The sequence below is a fragment of the Microbulbifer sp. ABM4_008 genome (genome assembly GCF_056311705.1).
In genome coordinates this window covers 3570597-3588500 of sequence record NZ_CM149970.1, presented here as the reverse complement: position 1 = coordinate 3588500, position 17904 = coordinate 3570597, and the positions used below count along the sequence as shown (strand labels likewise).

Here is a 17904-nt window from a genome sequence, read left to right as displayed (position 1 = left end):
GTCAGATGAAAGGGAGTATTCGGCAATGAAGTATAGTTCTCTCGTGATAGGCGCTCTACTTTCTATTTCCAGTACCGTGGGAATTGCGGATGATAATACCTATCAGCTCATCCAAATTGGGGAGGGTAATACTGCAGAAGCTGATCAAAGTGATCCTGGCGTAAATGGAAGCACTATTATTCAGCTGCAAATTGGTACCAATAATGAAGTCTCGGCGACTCAGGCTTCGTTTACCGAATTTAGCACTATTATCCAGCGGCAGGTCGGTAGTAATTTGTCCGCTAGTTCAGAGCAACTAGGGACAACAGTTTCTTCAACCTCTATACAGTATCAGTTTGGCTCTGGGAATACAGCTTCTACACTTCAGGTTAGTGCCCAAGATGACTCTGCTTTTATTTTACAGGGCGGAGGAGTGCTACTCGATGCGACGATTATTCAGACCAGTAGTGCTGACAGTTTGGCTGTTATTAACCAGTTAGGTGCTGGTAGTAGTGCTTCAGTTAATCAGAGCGATAGTCTTGGAAATAAGGGAATTATTTTTCAGGTAGGTGAAAATTTAGGGTTCGATATAGGTCAAAGCTCTGCGATAAATAATATTGGTGCTGGGGTTCAGGTTGGGAATTCTATGGATTTGGAGATTACGCAAGATTCTGCTGTGGCCTCTAATTCTTTTGCGCTTCAGGTTGGAAATAATAACTTTGTAGAATCCACTCAAGAAAACTTAGGGCATGATAGTTATATTTTTCAGGATGGTACCAGCCTTGAGGTGATCCATGAGCAGATTGGCGCTTTTAATACGGCTCTAACTGAACAGCGCGGCGGGCTTAATACTGCGGAAACTGTGCAAAGCAATGAGTTTAATTTTGGAGAAACATTACAGTTAAGTGGTCTGCTTAATGATTCCTTGATAGTACAGCTACAGAGTTTTAATACCGCAGTGGCTATACAGGATGGCGATACCAATCAGTTGCGATTGAGTCAGACAACCGTTAATAACCTGGCCGCTGCAGCTCAATTTGGGGATAATAATACAATACTCGGTTTGCAGTAGGTTTTACGCTCCATCTAGGTGGAGCGGTAACCATTATTTCTTTGTATAAATTTTTAGTAGTGATTCAAATAAATCAAATCAGCCAATCAATGTGTCAATGACTGCCGAGGGGTATTCAATGGCGCATTGCCTGGTTGAGCTTTTTTTAAGAACTCTGAATCTCAGAGTTTTCCAGTCTAACATTAGTGATAAAAGAAGTTTTGTGCGTCGAGAAGGCTTTAAAGCGTTAATAAACTTATTTGATAATGAGCAGTTTCAAGAATAAACCGCAGGTAAATAGACTGGTCAGTGCAAACCTGGTTACGTTCTGTGGGTAAGTGCGATCATTGTGGAGTTAATTCGTACTGTCGGTGATTATCTAAGCCACTTCACTGTTCACTAAAGTCCTTGCAGCCTTCAAGGGCTGAAAATAGTAGCTGCCTTATGGTATGTCTTTACCTACAAAAGCATCACGGACCGCCTTAGTCTAATGTAATAACAGACCATGCTTTCGAATCTTTCTTAATGCTGATATTCGATCACTTAGTTGTCATCACTTTATGCTAGTGTTCGCCATAATTCACTGGGGTATTTAAAGAAGTAGTTATGGAGAGAAATGAGCCCGATGGCACTCCAAATCCGTCATTGACTGAAAATGCCCGGTTCAGCGAACACCATTCGGCTGACTATTACATTGACGAAACTCCCGTTTGGTGTGATGGAACCTCGATTCCGCAGAATATTTTTACGCCAATGCAGTGGCGAATTTGGTGGCTTGCGACAGCTGGTAAATTTTTCGAGGGAATGATCGTCTTCATGACTGGGGTATCCCACATTTTAATTGCTAAAGAATTTGGTTTGACCGCCTTTAGTATGGGCTTTGTGACATCGGCGACATTGTTTGGAATTCTGGTTGGAGCGATAACCCTAGGAGGGCTCAGCGATCATTATGGCCGGCGGAAAATGTTCATCGCTGAGATGATCATGTTTATCTTTTTCCTGGTGATATTAACCTTCGCAGATTCTTATCTCGTGATTGTTATTTCATTATTTGGTCTGGGATTGGCGCTTGGATGTGATTATCCCACAGCTCACATGATGATCTCTGAAAGCATGGCATCGCGGATGCGGGGCAGGCTAGTTCTCGGAGCCTTTAGTTTTCAGGCTGTTGGAATTTTGGTGGGGACAGGTCTCGCATTTTTGGTCCTCTCTTGGTACCCCTCCCTGGAAGCTTGGCGGTATATGTATGCTGCGGCGATTGTTCCAGCGATTTTGATCACGATTGGTCGTTTCTATATTCCAGAGAGTGCAATGTGGCTTCTGGCTAAAGGTCGGATGCCTGAGGCGGAGAAATCTATCAGCCAACTGTTGAAAAGAGATCCTCCATACCCGTCCAGATTCTTATTGAAGAATGTTGCCACAGCGGAGACGAATGAGAAAAAGATAGGTGAACTATCGAGTATTAAGCATTTACTTCAGGATAAGAAATCTCGAAAAGCAATCAAACTCTCTTCTATTCCCTGGTTTTTGCAGGATTTGGGAACCTATGGCGTTGGTATCTTCACGCCAGTAATTTTAGCGAATGTGCTTGGATATGCGTCACCCCATGCACACTCCATTTCGGAATTAATCCATAACAAAGTCGAGGCGGCGAAAGGGGCAGTATTAATCGATGTAATGCTGGTAGTTGGCGTTATTCTAGCAATTATATTTGTGGATAGGGTGGGGCGTATCCGATTGCAAGTTCTTGGCTTCCTTGGTTGTGCACTCGGCCTTCTTATTGCCGCCTATGGAGAATCTTTAAATACTAGCCAGCAGTTACCATTCATTTTCGGGGGGGTTATGTTGTTCAACTTGATGAATAATCTGGGGCCAAATTCTCAGACTTATCTAATCGCTGGGGAGGTATTCCCGACCCGCTATCGTGGTGCTGGTGCGGGATTGGCCGCATCCATCTCAAAGTTCGGGGGTGTCGCAATCGCATTTTTTTTTCCAATTTTACTTAGCGACATTGGCGCAAGTATGTTGCTTAGTGCACTAGCGGTGACTTCCTTGATTGGCGCACTGATAACCTGGAAGTACCGGATAGAAATGACGGGGAAGTCACTCGATGACGTTGGCTAATCATTAAAAAAAGCCATGGAGTTCCTCGTCAAGTACTTCACCTCCGAATGTACAGATACATCTGCATGTTATTGATAATGGCAAGCCCATATTTTTTCTAAAGTCTAATTGCAGCTGGAATGGTTTCTGAGAGGCGTTTGAGTAGCTATAAGTTTAATTGTCAATTATGCCTAAAAAATAAGCAGACCGATATATAGTTAACTTACTGGTCAGTAACTATAAGATGCGCCGCTGTCAATTTGATCAGTCCTATCTTGATTGTTTTAAAAAGTATTATTTTTTAGGGTTTTTGATTTTGTAGTTTTTGGTGTGTGGGCAATAGATGGGGGTAAATAAGTTCTTTAGCTTGCGTTCTTTATTGTTTTAAAGGTTGGAATTGGTTTTCTTTATGTGCTTTATTCCTTTCAATTTAATTGTAAATAAAAAGCCCCGGCGTACCGGGGCTTTTTATTTCTTCTTTTAGTTATGGTTGGCCCACAGCTTTTGAGCAGGCCAGGTAAACATCCAGTTGGTTGTTTATAAAGCTCAAGCCGCTCAAAGATAGCCTGACCTGATCAAAGTCACTATTGGTGGTGACTAATAGCAGGCGGTGATTGCGCGCACCGTTGACTTTGAATGGGGCCAGACGATATCCGCTGGTGGACTCCCCTGTGGCTACTCCGTCCAAATAAGTGCTGATTGTGATGGTGTTCAGGTAGATGATATCCAGCAGTGGTGTGGTGTGCTCTACCAGGAAACCGACCACATGGCGTCCCTCTTTAACCGAGTGGTGGTTGATTTGAATATGGGTAGAGCCGCCCGCACCGCTGACAACTTCCATTCTGGCTGCATCAGATAGGACGCCGTTAAATACCCTTTCTACTGCAGTAATAGAACATCCATCACAGGGCTGTTCAATTCCGTAAGTCAGGTCTGCATCTACACCGTTAACGATCTCCAAGTCTTCAAACGCTGCACAGGACAGGCCTGATTCGAGGTCGCAGGCGTCGCCGATACCATCGTTATCAGAGTCCTCCTGGTTGGGATTGGGAGTCTGGGGACAGTTATCGAGATCGTTTTCTACCTCGTCCCCATCCAGGTCTGCATCGCAAACATCTCCCACTCCATCACCATCAGTATCGGTTTGGTTTGGATTTGGAATCGCGGGGCAGTTGTCGACGGTATCATCAAGACCGTCATCGTCGCGGTCGTTATCGCAGACGTCTCCGGCACCGTCGTTATCGCCGTCTTCTTGCCCTGGATTCGGAATCATTGGGCAGTTGTCGACGTCATCATTAACGCCGTCACCATCCAGGTCTTCGTCACAGGCATCCCCAAGACCGTCACCGTCAGTATCGGTTTGGTCGTTTGGCGTTAGTGGACAATTGTCATCGGTGTTGTCCGTGCCATCGCCATCGGCATCGCTATCACACTCATCGCCGACACCGTCACCATCCGTGTCCGTTTGATTCGGATTGGGGATGGCTGGGCAATTGTCTTCACCGTCATCGTGGCCATCATTGTCGGTATCGCTGTCATCGTCACAAACATCACCGATGCCGTCACCGTCCTGATCGGCTTGATCATCATTTGGAATAGCCGGGCAGTTGTCGGAAGTGTCCGGGACTGTGTCGCCATCCCGGTCGCTGTCACAGACATCGCCGATACCGTCCTGATCGATATCCGACTGATCGCTATTGGCAGTATCCGGGCAGTTATCGTTAGCGTTATCTACGCCGTCGTTATCGTTGTCGCCGTCGCAGGCATCGCCGATTCCGTCGTTATCACTGTCTTCCTGTAGTGTATTGCTGACATAGGGGCAGTTATCGTCGTCATTGAAGATACCGTCGCCATCGAGGTCTGGATCACAGGCATCACCGACTGAATCCCCGTCGGTATCTGTTTGATCACTATTGGATGCAGTGGGGCAGTTATCGGCTATGTCATCGATGCCGTCGTTGTCGTCGTCGCTATCACAGATATCGCCACTGCCATCCCCGTCAGTATCGAGTTGGTCTGAATTGGGTATTGATGGGCAATTGTCGGCATCGTTATCGGCGCCATCTCCATCCAGGTCGCTGTCACAGGCATCCCCGACACCATCTCCATCCTGATCAGTTTGATCGGTGTTGGGGATGAGTACACAGTTGTCGACGCTGTCAGGTACCTGATCGCCGTCGACATCGGTGTTGTCATCGCAGGCATCTCCGTAACCGTCACCATCTGTATCTGTTTGATCTGCGTTGGGTACCAGCGGGCAGTTGTCATTTTCATTTTCAACGCCGTCATCATCGCGATCGCTGTCGCAGGCATCGCCGGTGCCGTCGCCGTCGGTATCGGTTTGATCATCGTTGGCAACGGCCGGACAGTTGTCATTACTATCGTCTATACCATCGCCGTCATCATCGCTGTCACAGCTATCGCCTTGCCCATCACCATCGATATCGCTTTGGTCTGAATTGGCGGTAGCAGGGCAGTTGTCATCGTCGTTATCAATGCCATCACCATCCTGGTCGCTATCACAGGCATCGCCGACACCGTCTTCGTCGATATCACTTTGGTCGGTATTGCTATGGCTGGGGCAGTTGTCGACCTCATCATCGACAGAGTCATTGTCGTCGTCGCTGTCACAGGCGTCGCCAATGCCATCTCCGTCGTTATCGTCTTGGCTCGGGTTGTGGGTGGATGGGCAGTTGTCATCTTCGTTATCGATGCCGTCACTGTCCGCATCGTCATCACAGGCATCACCTATACCATCGCCATCCTGGTCGGTTTGTGAGGAGTTGGCTGCGGTTGGGCAGTTGTCGTCTTGATCGTCTACGCCGTCACCGTCGTCATCGCTGTCACAAGCATCGCCAATGCCGTCGCCGTCAAGGTCGGCTTGATCTGGGTTGGATACGGCTGGGCAGTTATCCTGGCCATCGTCGTGGCCGTCATTGTCAGTATCGCTATCTTCGTCACAGGCGTCGCCGATACCGTCATTGTCCTGATCTGATTGGTCTGGGTTGGCTACGTCCGGACAGTTATCCAAACTGTCGGTGTAATTGTCCCCGTCGCGGTCGTTGTCGCACACATCCCCGACGCCGTCGCCATCGATATCACCCTGCTCACTATTTGAATCAGCAGGGCAGTTGTCAGAATCGTTGGGGACATTGTCGCCATCCAGATCACTGTCACAGGCATTGCCTATGCCGTCGCTATCACTGTCGGCTTGGTCCGAATTTGGGGTTTGTGGGCAGTTGTCTGAAGTGTCTGGGTGGGAGTCGCCATCGTCATCAGTATCACAGGCATCACCGCTGCCGTCGCCATCTAAATCATCCTGGTCTGAATTACTAACACTCGGACAATTGTCATTATCATCATCGATACCGTCACCATCTGAGTCTGTGACGCCAGGGGGCGGGAGCAAGTCATCGGCGGCATCGCCCCGGCCTCCATCAGAACCGCAGGCACTTAAAAGCACCAATGAAAATAGTATCGCAATAAGCGAAGGTAGACGCATGGTCATAATCTCCCGAACAAAATCCATTTTTGTTATCTGTCGGACAAGCGCAGTAGACCTATAAAAAATACACCTGCAATAAATCATTTATGCTGGCGCACTTGGACTCCGGCTTATTTTTAGATAGATGTCATTATTTTGGTTGTGCGTATTTCTAATACTAAAGTTATGGCGCACAACCGTTTATGAGTGTGGTAACTATGCGTTCTTTCTAACTAAAAGTGTGATGAATAGCGAAATTTTGGCGGGATAATTTATGGGTGATAAAGCATGTAATTAGTAAGGGTAAATTCACGCCATTAAAAATATCGGAATAGATAATTTGACAGTTTGTTTTGCTATTGGTCTTAACTATCTGTGGAATGGAAACAGATTCTAAGCCTGATTAAATCGCTGTAAAGATGGGGAGTTATACCGCCACTGTTTATTGGGAAAGTGGCCAAATGGCTGAAGGCGATAAGGAAAGTTCATCTTTTGGTAAGTCTGATGCAGATCAGAGAAAACAGGAAGTTATTCCTCGTGTTCATGAGGTTTTATAAAAGTTATCGTTGAGTTTGTCTCAAGCATGTTCGCCAGAAGCGTAGCAGGATGGTTTTTTGTGGAAGTTAATTTTTCTGTTTGATCATGACATTTGCAGCTACGCATTTAAGTCGAGATATATCGGCTAAGCTTTTCTTGAAGAGCATTCTTTGAAGTCATATGGTGTAACCCAGGTGAGCCAAAGACATCACCTGGGTTTATAGATTGTGATCTTTCTATTTAAGGTTTAACTTCATTTCCATAAGTGATGGTTTGAAGCCAACTTTTTCATAGGCTTTTATTGCTGAGCTATTTTGAGAGTAAACGTCAAGGTAGAAATCTTGAACCCCACTCTGTTTTCCCCATGCAATTAATTTCTCTATTAGCTTTGAGTTAATGCCCTTTCCTCGGTGTGCTGGTGATACATACATAAAACCCAGATAAGCATGCCGCTCATGATCAAGAGATATCTTCGAGTTTCGTATCTGGGCATATCCACTTCCAATAATCTCATTTTCGGTTTCAACTACCAGAAGATATGAGTCATCAGATAGTATCAAGTTTTCCATATCATAATAGAATGCTGATTCAGCCTTAATGGATGAATTGTATGGTCTTTCGGCTTCGATAAGGCACTGTTCAAATTTAAGTAAATCAGGAAGGTCTTCTATAAGTGCTTTTCTAAAATTTAACATCTTTATTTTCAGTGGTGATAGGTTTGGTAGTGAAAACTGCTTTAGCTCTACAAAGGCCTGTATCTGACATTGATGTGGGCTAAAAAGGCTCGATGAATTCCTATTGTTTGATGGTCAATTCATACATATATCTGCCCACTACTGTGAGCCGTTATCTGTGTGATTGCGTGAGAATAACAGATTATACTAAAAAGGGAGAAGAAAATAATACACTACGCTCAGGTCCCTATGAGGCATGGATGCCGATAAGGAGCTTACAGCGATGTATTCACAGCGTGTCTTGAGTGCGGTGTATTATTTGCTGTTACCTCAGTAGTAAGTGTTGAAGCAGCTTTTGTGATTCAAGTTTTGCTTGTTTAGGAAATTAGCCCTAGAGCCCTGTCAATTGTCCAATACCCGCTGGCTATTCCAACTGGATAAATAGCGTATTTTGATTGTGTCAGAAGTTGGTTATACAAAGTTGTAATTTTCCACTTAGAGAATATTTGCTGAACTGTAGATGATAAGAAAATCAAAACCAAGACAAATAATATCTGCCCCAGTTCTACACCTATATTAAAGCTAAATAATGCGGTGATTTTATGGTTGTGAGGAAGGCCTAATTCCGCAAGCGCACTGGCAAACCCAAAACCGTGAAGTAATCCAAAGCCAGTGGCAACAATCGCAGGATAGCGTCGGGTTAAACTCGTTTTACTCTGTCCATTGTGTGCGTATACAATTTCTGCTGCTAACAGCATAATACTCAATGGAATCAACACTTCAACAACATCTACTCTTATGGTGAATAAGTCTAAACTTGCGAGCCCTAGAGTGAGAGAGTGGCCTACTGTAAATCCGCTAATCGCTATTAAAATGCCTCTAAATTTTCTGGCGATAAAGACTAAACATAATACAAATAGTAAGTGATCATAGCCCTCTAATATATGTAAGAAACCTGCTTCAATATATTGTTTGACACAATCCCATATAGTTAGGCGGGAAGGTAAATTTATTTCTAAGACCTTGGGGCCATTAAAGAGATTAATAGTTTCACCGTCTGATTTTTCAAAATGAATTAAGCTCGATAAGGCTGGATTGGCAATGGGGTATGTGATTTTTATTGTTAGGGAATTATATAGCCTTGTAAAATTGTTTGGGTGGGGGTTCCTGCATAGGTAACTCTTCACGTTGGGTCCGGTAGGTCCTGATATCTCTGGTTGTATTTGGCAGAATTCGCCCTTTAAGTGTATCTCAGGTTCAGTGCCTGGCTGCATGATAGGCGGGATTTTCCATCGAAGGATATATCTGCTTTCCGTGACTTCTTTTAACTCAATGTATATCGGTCTTCCGTCATGAGCGAAACTAAAATTACTAATTGTTGTAAGTAACAATAAGAATAGAAGAGCTTTAATGATCTTGTGGAAATTATTAGTTGGCATAGGTAATATCCACAGGTACATATGGTATCGAGGCATCCCTCTCTATTCTGTAGCCTGCCAACAGCTCTTGTATCCTAAGTTGTCTGTTTTCTTCCATTTTATTTCGTCGATAATCCTCAAGTACTAAGGGGGAAGCTTCTCTAAAGCTGGGTAGACGGCTTGTTTTGTTTTCACTAACCAAAATTAGATGTAGACCATACGGAGATTCAAATGGACCGGACCAGGTATTCAATGGTAGTTGAAAGATATTTTCTGCGAAATTATCTCCGAAGTGGCTGGCCAATAGACGGGGAGTGCGATCTACATAATTCCGATGAAAGATAAATCTATCTCCGTAGAGGGCGGACTCCTCGAATGGAACTGACTGCTTTATTAAGTGGTTCAAGTTCTTTTTGACAGTCTCCTCTAACTTTTCTGTAGAGTGCCGCCTAAAACCAAAGAAAACATGAGTAAAGGTAATAGATGCTTCAATTCGATATTTTTCGCGATGAAGCTGGAAGTAGTTTTCCAGATCTTCTTCACTAATATCAATGTTACTGGAAAAGCCACGATTTACATAGTCCAGCTTTTGAATAAGGCGTCGTCGTATAATCTGATCATGCTTCTGCAGGCCTAGATTAAGGGCTTCACGGTAAAGTACTTCTTCTTTAATGTAATCATTAATCAAGTTGGACTTCTCTGGCTGAGTCAAGCCCTCCCAATAACGTCGTGCAAAACTCTGGTTAAATGTTTTTTTCTGGAATTGGAGGTGTTCAATTAGAATGTCCTTGCTGATAAGCAAGGTATCTTCATAGTTGGTTCCATTTTCCTCTATTAATAACTCTGCGAAAACGAACAGCAATAAAGCAATAATAGAAAAGTGTACCAGAGGCTCCCTCTTCAGAATCTCTAATTTCCGCTGCATGAAGCTTCCTCCATTGAAACCTGCAGAGAGTATTGATATCAGTATGTAAGCGACTTTTTTAGATATGCTATTTGCTTGCTTTGGCGTCGAGGTTTCCTGCCAGTCTTAGGGGGTATACCAAATTGGGGATGTATAAGCGCGCTCCTGGATAACGGCGGGCCCTTCAGGCGGTACCTGAATATTTCCATTATTGATTTCTTTTGTAGCTATCGCATCGTAGAGTGAATGGCGTGGGGTAGGGATTTGTAATACCCGAACATAGTAAAAGGCTCTTTCGTTCATATTAAACTTTGGATCTTGCCATAGGGTTGATAACTCTATGGAGCCAATGTTGTTAGTGTATTGCCCCGTTTCTCGATTTACCGTATCTCCCACAGGCATTAGCTGCCCTTGGTTATTGAGCGTGCGTTCGCCAGACCAGGCAACATTAAATATTTTTTCTTGACTCTTTCCTGTTGGGTCCAGCCAAGATTTAACCACTTGAATGCGATCCAGATTTGCCCCTTTAGGATCTTTTGTCGCGCGTATAAGTAGTTGAATTGGTTGGTCAGTTCTTTGTGGTTTGACTAAATCACCCCCCATAGGTACTCCATGGGAATAACCTAGTTCAGCAATATTTTCAGCATCGATAGCGTGCTTAGGAAAATTCCAACCTGCAAAGACGCGCACCTGAATTCGAGGACCTGTAGTGGCGTATACTTCACGGCGTTTAAAGGCAGCAAAAAGGCTTTCTCTGGTATTTTCTTCTGCCCAAGCAGCGGCGAGTCCAGAAGCGGACATATTCCAACCTGTAGCCTTGGTTCCGCCAATGACAGTGTTAGTTCGCTTGCTGCTTGGTACTGAGTCATGAGCAAACTTGCCCCAAAAGTTGTTCTCCTCAGCAGTTGACATACCCGTGTGTGAATCTGTGGACCCTACAAACCCCAGCCTATAGGGGTTTACACCAATTTTCTCCTGTATTTCCAGCCCTGACCGTAAGGCGGATCGGACGAAATCACCTTTAGCGACACGGTATGACTCCGGGTCAGCTTGTAGGTAGAATGGATAGTTCTCAAAGTCTGCGAAAGGATCGTCCGGGGAAAGCGTTGAATGGGTTTCTGAATCCCCTTTAATTTGTGTTATTTCAACCAGGGGCTCCCAGCGCATGCGTGTACGCGCATACTGTGTATCAATTGGCTCACCACGCAGAGTGGTTTCTGCAAACATATAACCTTTGGACACATTGGAGTTGTGGGGGATCGCAATGAATTCACTGCCAGTTCGTTTAGATGTCTCATCTAACCACTGCCACAAATCTTCTGGGTACTGGCTCCGATCAGACCCAAAAGGAAGATACTGTTTAGCTTTTTCCGCCCCATCAGGAGAGACAACCACCCGGTGTAAGTTGGCCCCAGTTGGTGTTGAGCTCCATTCCCAGCCAATAAAACTGGTAAAAGTGCCCGGGTTATTATGGCGCTCTGCGGCATCGACTATTGCGCTCCATGCGCTTGTCCGGGTCTTATCCAGATCTCCAAGAACGGGCTCAGGGGGCGTGTTGGCTGGGTCCTGGACAGGGTCAGCGGGAGCTACTGTGTCTAGCGCTTTTTTGGGCAGTAACTCATTGAAAATATCCATACCTTCATCTATTGAGACTTTATATTTAATATGCTGCTTGGCAAACCAGCGCATCATTGACTGGTATAAGGACATATCGCTGTCGAGCTCATCTGTTTCATTCACCACTGCCCTCATAACTCCCAGCCCTTCAGCGTGATCTGAAACCACGAGAAAATCCAACGGGGTGTCTATACGTACTTTTGCATGAGTGTAGGGGTGAATAACCGGTTGTCCCTTGGCCCACCGATAAGCGGTGTCCGGAGTTGCCGAATAATTTTGGCTTAAAAAGGCATCGAATGAGTAGGAGGTATGAAGGTGCATATCTCCCCAGAAAACCTGAGTGGGCTCACTAGCTGCAACACCAAGGTGAGTGATGGATAATGTAAGCCCTACCAGACGTGCTATTCTTTTTATGGGATTTTTCATATTTCCAATTGCCAGCGTCGGCTGGCTATCTTTTAGGTGACTAGATCCTCTTAACATGTCAGGATCGTTAGGATAATCTTGGTAAATAAGGACGTGACTGATTAGATGCTAATCATTTGGCTTTTAGGTTTCTTTGCAAATAAAGCCAATCTCTTGACCAATTAGGACACACTTGTAGATGGCTGAGTATGGACACACGACCATTGCAACCTGGGTATTACCTATTATTGAGGCCCTAAAACCATTCTGTTCTACCCAAGAAATTTTGCAGCGTGCAGAAATTGACCCCAAGTGCATAGAGGATGCGAATCAGAGAATCCCTTTAGAGAATATGAAAAAACTATGGGGGCTCGCTGAATCCATATCAGGTGATGATTGTATCGGCCTGCAAGTCACTAAGTATGTGAATCATACAAACCTTCACGCTCTAAGCTATGCCCACTTGGCCAGTAGCTCCATCAGGGAGAGCTTACTGAGGTCTGCTCGATTCTCGGAAGTGGTTACTACCGCTATGCGAATCAATGTTCATGCTGAACAGCAGCAAGTAGTAGTATCCTGGGAAAAAGTTGACAATTTTTCATATGATCCAAGTATTCATGCTATAGATGCCTTTATGGCTTTGCTAATAAAGTCCATCAGAAAGATATGCCCTGATGTGCATCACCATTTGATTTCTATTAACCTGGAGAGGCCCAGACCTGCCACTCTTGAGCGGCATCAATTGATGTACAAGTGCCCAATTAATTTTTCGTCAGACATTTGTGAGATTAGGTTTAAACAAGAGTTTGTTGATCGAAAGCTCTCTTCGGGAAACGATGAGCTGGTCAGGGTCAACGAGCAAGCCCTAATTGGTTATTTGGAGCGTTTGCAGAAGAATGACATAGTTAGTATGACCAGTAGAGTGCTTGTTGATCTGATGGCTACAGGTAATTTTTCACAAGAGGTCGTAGCCAAGGAACTTGGTATTAGTTGCCGTGGTTTGCATAGAAAACTAAAAGAAAGAGGTTCGAGTTATCAGATTGTCTTAGATGAAATACGCCAGTATCAGGCTGTGCAGTACCTTAAGCAAAACGATACCCCGATCACATCAATCGCCTACAAACTGGGATTCGGTGATACCAGTAGTTTTTCGAGAAGCTTTAAAAAATGGACTGGGCAATCTCCTCGAGAGTTTCGGAATAAGCATAGTAGAGATACCTCAACAGAAATCTGTATAGATTAAGAGCGACTTTATTTATCAATAAAGGATTCGATTTGTTTCCTTTAATTACTCCTAGGGCTATTGGATATTACATACCGCCCAGCCAGGTTTGGTTGGACTATTTTATAGTTATCTAGAGAAAATAGGGGAGGTCTAATCTTTAAAGGGGTTGATAAAGTACTTGAATTTCTCATTCGGCATCATCAAATGCCTCAAGCTCTTCCTTGCTTCGAACCCAAGATTTAACTCTGCCAACTGTAATCCCATTATCATCGTCAAATAGGATTTCAGTGCCTTCAGGATCAAGTTCATCATAGATGGGAATAAGACTGCTTAACCCCTCAAAAATCCATCGACCTCTACGCCCTTTATCATTTGTCCAGTCGCTTTTGTCCTCGATGCCGGACTTCCCGTACTGAATGGCCTTCTGGTAAGCTTGCTCTCTATCATCAGCCTTTAGTATCACAACATTTGAGAATGCCCGACAGCGCCGACGCATATTGTCGAGTTCCTCATCATCAAATTGAAACCTCTCTATAATTGTTACGACCCACCAGCCGTAGGGGCTCTTATTTCTGTCAGGAATTCTCTGGTTACTCATTTTAACTGCCTTGTACTCACCAGTGATGGGGAAGCTTATTATGCATTAATTCCTCCGCTTGCGCTCATGTAAAACAGGAACAAAGCAGCGGCGAGATTTAGGGGTACACGAATAATACCTGCAACTCTGTTTGGGCCCCACTCATCTTTGGCTATGGCTGTCTTGAACTCATTTAGAGTGAAATAACAAAATGCGCAGCCAAGTAAAAAGGAGCCTGCCCGAGTATTGAAAATGGACAGATTTAGCATCTCAGGATTCAAAAACCGGATAGCCAGCAAGCCAAGCATTGCCAGTAGGGTGGTGAGGATAATAAATTCATTAATTCCAAATGCCTTCTTGCTCATAAAATATGACGTTCCAATTAGTGCGGGCTAATAACTAAGGCAACCTGCTAGTGATGGACTTTTCTTTGGGGGCTTGCCGGTTTGTTAAAGTAGTGCATGTCCTTGCAAGCTTGTATGGTTGCTCTCATCCGAGCTTGATCTTAACGCCCCCACCGCGAGGGGATAGATAGGGCCCCACCTTGGGAGCCAATTCTAGACCAAACAAAGGATCAATTGCAGTCTAATTCCCATACTAACCAACACACTTGTCGGTAGTAATGGAAGCTAGCAGTGGACAGGCGTACCCTACACAGACAAGCTAGGGATTCCATAGGTATTTATATCGGCTCGCCGCACCTGGATAAGCGGCACTAGATTGGTGTCGTCAATTGATAGGAGTGCTAGTTCCAAACCGTTGCTTTATATCTCAATTACTCTGCAATCCCACCCCTAGCGAGTTCAATCGATACACGTATATTTCGATTGGGCTTCACTTTCTGAGATACACTACGAACATTTAGAATTTATAGTTTCACCCTATGAGTGAAGTGAGTTCTTAGGGGGTGTCGCATCAAAAAGTCCAAACCCTAAAGGGTTATAAAATAACACCATTGCTATTCCTAATAGACTGATTACCTAAAATCCTCACAATATATTAAAAATACTAAGCAATTTTGACTGTAAGAAGAAGGGGGCTTGCGGTAAGTAGCAGTATTGAAGATCTATTCTTCTGAATTCTTTCGTGTGAGCCTAATGGAAGCATCAGCATAAGTGGCTAATTATATGCGTAACTCAGATTATTCAAATCGCTAAGTTAAAAAATATAGGCACAAAAATAATCTTATTGGATTTTATTAAGTTTGTTTTAGTGTCAAAGCTGCGTAAAATCAATGGATACTTATTGGTATTTTGGTCGGCGTTGAGCTGCCTTTTAAAAAATCTATCTACCAAAGAAGTTTAACCAAGTCAATAATTTTCTAAGAATCAGCCCGTCAAAGGAGAGCGGTATTGTGACGTAAAAGCAAGTAAAAGGCGCTGACCCGAGGTGGTGGAACACCAGGGGCCAGCTAACCAAATTGATAACCGAACTATCAAAATGGCTATATGGATCATACGCTAGAAACCCGCTCGTCTTCAATAAACTGGAGAGTATTGAGCAGTTTGGAGAGGTTCTCCAAGCTCTGGGAGCGTAGTGCCCGCCTTTTCTTTTTCTATGCCTACCGTTCTCGTGCACCACCTCATATATCCTCAAAAAGTTACTTATAAAGCCTTCCATTAAGGGCGGCCAACAAATGGTTTGAGTCTTAGAGGAAACAAATATGTTGGTCTTAAAGCGCCGGACGGGTCAAAATTTAAGGATTGGAGCAAATGTCTCAATTACCGTACTGGAAGTTAAAGGTAATCAAGTGAAGATAGGCATACTTGCTCCCAAATCCCTGCCCGTTCACCGTGAAGAAATATATATACGTGTACAAAAGGAGCGGGCAATTGGAAGAGGAGATCGTTGATAGCCCCGCTGTTGTTACGGATGTCCCAAAGCATCCATGTCAAAACCATGGTGAGGTAGCGGTTTTGATATAGGATGCCTTTGCTAGCGATCCCTATTTGCTGCATGTAATCGCTGGGTTAGTGTTGAACTCACCTACCAATATGCCATAGGTGCCCAATTTATGGGCCCCCAAGATTGTTCCAACTCAAATGAAGAGCTGCTCGACAGTATTGTTGAGTAGAGATTCATTATTGAGAGGGAGCTGCCCATCTCTGACCCGCACGATAGGCGGTGTGGGGGCTGGTAGCTAGAAACTACCGGACACCTGAGTTATGTTTTTTAGCTCTTTCATAAAGACTGAAGGCTATTAGATAACCTAGAGCCTGGATTACCCATACTTCAAAACCTAGAATAGTGTTGCCTATATCCAATAGCTCTTGAATGCCAAGATATATTGATACTGGCCACCAACACACAATCGCTATGGCAAATTCGATTTTATAATACCATTTCAAATATTCGTCACCATCACTTGCCGTCCCAGCGTGCAGAAAAAATAGATACCCGACTATAGATACGATGATTGTGAATATACTTCGCTTAACCCATTTCATTTGAGTGCCTAAGTAAACATACGCTTTGATTTGATGTGCACGTTAGCGCGTCCTGTGGGGCTATACTTTTCATGGTTGGATCGAACAAGACAAACTTATTAAGTATCTCGATTAGTGTTTGTAATTTGACCATTTGATAGTTGTATTTCTAATAACATTACATGATTTTAGTATTACCTTTTTAAATTCAAGTTTAGTATTAAGCTTGTCCTTAGCGCTTAGAGTAATCATAGTACTGTTATTAGACCATATCATGCCAGTATTCTGAAAAAGATAAGCCTTATCATCTAAGGCTATTAATTCTGCGGTAACACATCCTTCAGGGTACTTTCTATCAGCTATTTCACGTGCCTCAAGGATAGCAGAAGCATTAATCTCACTAGATGTATCAATTTTTAGATTTGCCCCCATAGTAACCACATTTAACTTTTGGGCTGGGATAAGTATTACTGGATTGTCATTAACTGTAATTGGATTTTGATTTAGTTGTATTGTTGCACCAAAAAATATTATTTTTAGAAAGGTTGACACGGATTTATCCTGTATACACAACGCTAAAATAACCGACGGCTCTAAGCCGTCTCGCTTGATTGTTTTATTAGGCCTTTACTTGAAGATATGCACGACCTCTCCAATTATGCGATTGCTGGTAACATAGCCCCAAAACCTGCTATCTGCTGAGTTGTCTCGGTTGTCACCCATGAAGAAATAGCTTTTCTCAGGTACTACAATTTCCTCCATATCACTAGCTGGACGCATTTTCATTCGTTGAATCAAATACGTGATACCATTCAAGTGCTGCTCATAGACTGCTAGATGATCTGTTTCGTATAGTAGATTTGTGGTTAATAAAGAGCCATTAATAGTAATGTCATTGCCTTTGATAGCAATCCTATCACCAGGTAGAGCGATCAATCTCTTGATAAAAGGAGTGTCCTTATGAGGCGGATAGAACGCATACAATTTTCCTCTCCGCATTAGATCTGTTGAAGTTATATTCCCGCTGGTTAAAGAAGCACCATACGTTCCATATGTGCGATAGCCTAACTTCTGAACAACGATGTAGTTTCCGTTATCTATTGTTGGTTGCATTGATGCGGAAGGAAAAAGAAAAGGCTCGTATAGGAAAGACCTAAATAGAAAGACTGTTGTAAAAAACGTAATATAGATGGCAGGGATGCCCCACCACTTGGAGTACCAACCCCGCTCACTAGAACTCTCAAAATTCTTTACAACAAAATACGCATGTATTGGGCAGATCAATGAAAAAATGGCCGCAAATAGAGTTTGATACTTCCAGTCAAGTATAGAAACAATACAAGAAAGAAGGACATAGAGCCAAAACAGTTTTGGCCTATTTAAGTACAGAAATGTGAACGCTTGTAGGACTACACCTAACAGTACCGCAATCCATGCCTTCGGTTTCCAATTGATATTCAAACTTTCTCCTTAGTTCCGTATGTCTAATACCACCAACGGTGGT

The 17904-nt window shown here is 43.8% G+C and carries 13 protein-coding genes; 4 read left to right on the top strand and 9 right to left on the bottom strand.

Annotation, left to right across the window (positions count from 1 at the left end):
- Window positions 1-25: 25 nt before the first annotated feature.
- Entirely contained in the window at window positions 26-1051 is a 1026-nt protein-coding gene (locus tag ACYX4J_RS15575) for a hypothetical protein (protein ID WP_476177009.1), read from the top strand.
- A gap of 585 nt (window positions 1052-1636) precedes the next feature.
- Window positions 1637-3154 (top strand): MFS transporter, encoded by a 1518-nt coding sequence (locus ACYX4J_RS15570; RefSeq protein ID WP_476177008.1) that lies wholly within the window; start codon window positions 1637-1639, stop codon window positions 3152-3154.
- Window positions 3155-3617: 463 nt separating this feature from the next.
- Here ACYX4J_RS15570 and ACYX4J_RS15565 read toward each other — a convergent pair whose 3' ends face one another.
- The 5 genes from ACYX4J_RS15565 to ACYX4J_RS15545 all read right to left on the bottom strand — a co-directional run bounded on the left by ACYX4J_RS15565 (window position 3618) and on the right by ACYX4J_RS15545 (window position 12193).
- Entirely contained in the window at window positions 3618-6635 is a 3018-nt protein-coding gene (locus ACYX4J_RS15565) for a thrombospondin type 3 repeat-containing protein (RefSeq protein ID WP_476177007.1), read from the bottom strand.
- A gap of 755 nt (window positions 6636-7390) precedes the next feature.
- Complete coding sequence (locus tag ACYX4J_RS15560) at window positions 7391-7849, bottom strand: GNAT family N-acetyltransferase (protein ID WP_476177006.1); 459 nt, start codon at window positions 7847-7849, stop codon at window positions 7391-7393.
- A 356-nt stretch (window positions 7850-8205) separates the two neighbouring features.
- Complete coding sequence (locus ACYX4J_RS15555; RefSeq protein ID WP_476177005.1) at window positions 8206-9267, bottom strand: HupE/UreJ family protein; 1062 nt, start codon at window positions 9265-9267, stop codon at window positions 8206-8208.
- The gene (locus tag ACYX4J_RS15550; protein ID WP_476177004.1) at window positions 9257-10171 is read right to left on the bottom strand and encodes a peptidyl-prolyl cis-trans isomerase; all 915 of its coding nucleotides are present in this window, start codon (window positions 10169-10171) and stop codon (window positions 9257-9259) included. The genes ACYX4J_RS15555 and ACYX4J_RS15550 overlap by 11 nt, the downstream gene beginning before the upstream one ends.
- Before the next feature lie 105 nt (window positions 10172-10276).
- Window positions 10277-12193, bottom strand: a complete 1917-nt coding sequence (locus ACYX4J_RS15545; RefSeq protein WP_476177003.1) for a DUF3604 domain-containing protein — start codon at window positions 12191-12193, stop codon at window positions 10277-10279.
- Window positions 12194-12371: 178 nt separating this feature from the next.
- Between ACYX4J_RS15545 and ACYX4J_RS15540 the strand changes: the two genes are divergently transcribed.
- The gene (locus ACYX4J_RS15540) at window positions 12372-13415 is read left to right on the top strand and encodes an AraC family transcriptional regulator (protein WP_476177002.1); all 1044 of its coding nucleotides are present in this window, start codon (window positions 12372-12374) and stop codon (window positions 13413-13415) included.
- A gap of 169 nt (window positions 13416-13584) precedes the next feature.
- Here ACYX4J_RS15540 and ACYX4J_RS15535 read toward each other — a convergent pair whose 3' ends face one another.
- Window positions 13585-13995, bottom strand: a complete 411-nt coding sequence (locus ACYX4J_RS15535) for a DUF4288 domain-containing protein (protein WP_476177001.1) — start codon at window positions 13993-13995, stop codon at window positions 13585-13587.
- Window positions 13996-14033: 38 nt separating this feature from the next.
- Window positions 14034-14339 carry a hypothetical protein gene (locus ACYX4J_RS15530; protein ID WP_476177000.1) on the bottom strand — a complete coding sequence of 102 codons (306 nt, stop codon included), beginning with the start codon at window positions 14337-14339 and terminating at the stop codon, window positions 14034-14036.
- 1298 nt (window positions 14340-15637) lie between these two features.
- On the opposite strand from ACYX4J_RS15530, the gene csrA reads away from it, so the two are divergent.
- Entirely contained in the window at window positions 15638-15826 is a 189-nt protein-coding gene (csrA, locus tag ACYX4J_RS15525; RefSeq protein ID WP_444906029.1) for a carbon storage regulator CsrA, read from the top strand.
- Between the two features lie 706 nt (window positions 15827-16532).
- Here csrA and ACYX4J_RS15520 read toward each other — a convergent pair.
- Together ACYX4J_RS15520 and lepB are read right to left on the bottom strand one after the other, a co-directional pair.
- Window positions 16533-16952, bottom strand: a complete 420-nt coding sequence (locus tag ACYX4J_RS15520; RefSeq protein ID WP_444906028.1) for a hypothetical protein — start codon at window positions 16950-16952, stop codon at window positions 16533-16535.
- Window positions 16953-17027: 75 nt separating this feature from the next.
- Window positions 17028-17861 (bottom strand): signal peptidase I, encoded by an 834-nt coding sequence (lepB, locus tag ACYX4J_RS15515; RefSeq protein ID WP_444906027.1) that lies wholly within the window; start codon window positions 17859-17861, stop codon window positions 17028-17030.
- Window positions 17862-17904: the final 43 nt, after the last annotated feature.

Bases quoted from the DNA above. Each gene is read 5' to 3' on its own strand.
- ACYX4J_RS15575 (WP_476177009.1), top strand. From the start codon at position 26: ATGAAGTATAGTTCTCTCGTGATAGGCGCTCTACTTTCTATTTCCAGT.
- ACYX4J_RS15570 (WP_476177008.1), top strand. From the start codon at position 1,637: ATGGAGAGAAATGAGCCCGATGGCACTCCAAATCCGTCATTGACTGAA.
- ACYX4J_RS15565 (WP_476177007.1), bottom strand. From the start codon at position 6,635: ATGCGTCTACCTTCGCTTATTGCGATACTATTTTCATTGGTGCTTTTA.
- ACYX4J_RS15560 (WP_476177006.1), bottom strand. From the start codon at position 7,849: ATGTTAAATTTTAGAAAAGCACTTATAGAAGACCTTCCTGATTTACTT.
- ACYX4J_RS15555 (WP_476177005.1), bottom strand. From the start codon at position 9,267: ATGCCAACTAATAATTTCCACAAGATCATTAAAGCTCTTCTATTCTTA.
- ACYX4J_RS15550 (WP_476177004.1), bottom strand. From the start codon at position 10,171: ATGCAGCGGAAATTAGAGATTCTGAAGAGGGAGCCTCTGGTACACTTT.
- ACYX4J_RS15545 (WP_476177003.1), bottom strand. From the start codon at position 12,193: ATGAAAAATCCCATAAAAAGAATAGCACGTCTGGTAGGGCTTACATTA.
- ACYX4J_RS15540 (WP_476177002.1), top strand. From the start codon at position 12,372: ATGGCTGAGTATGGACACACGACCATTGCAACCTGGGTATTACCTATT.
- ACYX4J_RS15535 (WP_476177001.1), bottom strand. From the start codon at position 13,995: ATGAGTAACCAGAGAATTCCTGACAGAAATAAGAGCCCCTACGGCTGG.
- ACYX4J_RS15530 (WP_476177000.1), bottom strand. From the start codon at position 14,339: ATGAGCAAGAAGGCATTTGGAATTAATGAATTTATTATCCTCACCACC.
- csrA (WP_444906029.1), top strand. From the start codon at position 15,638: ATGTTGGTCTTAAAGCGCCGGACGGGTCAAAATTTAAGGATTGGAGCA.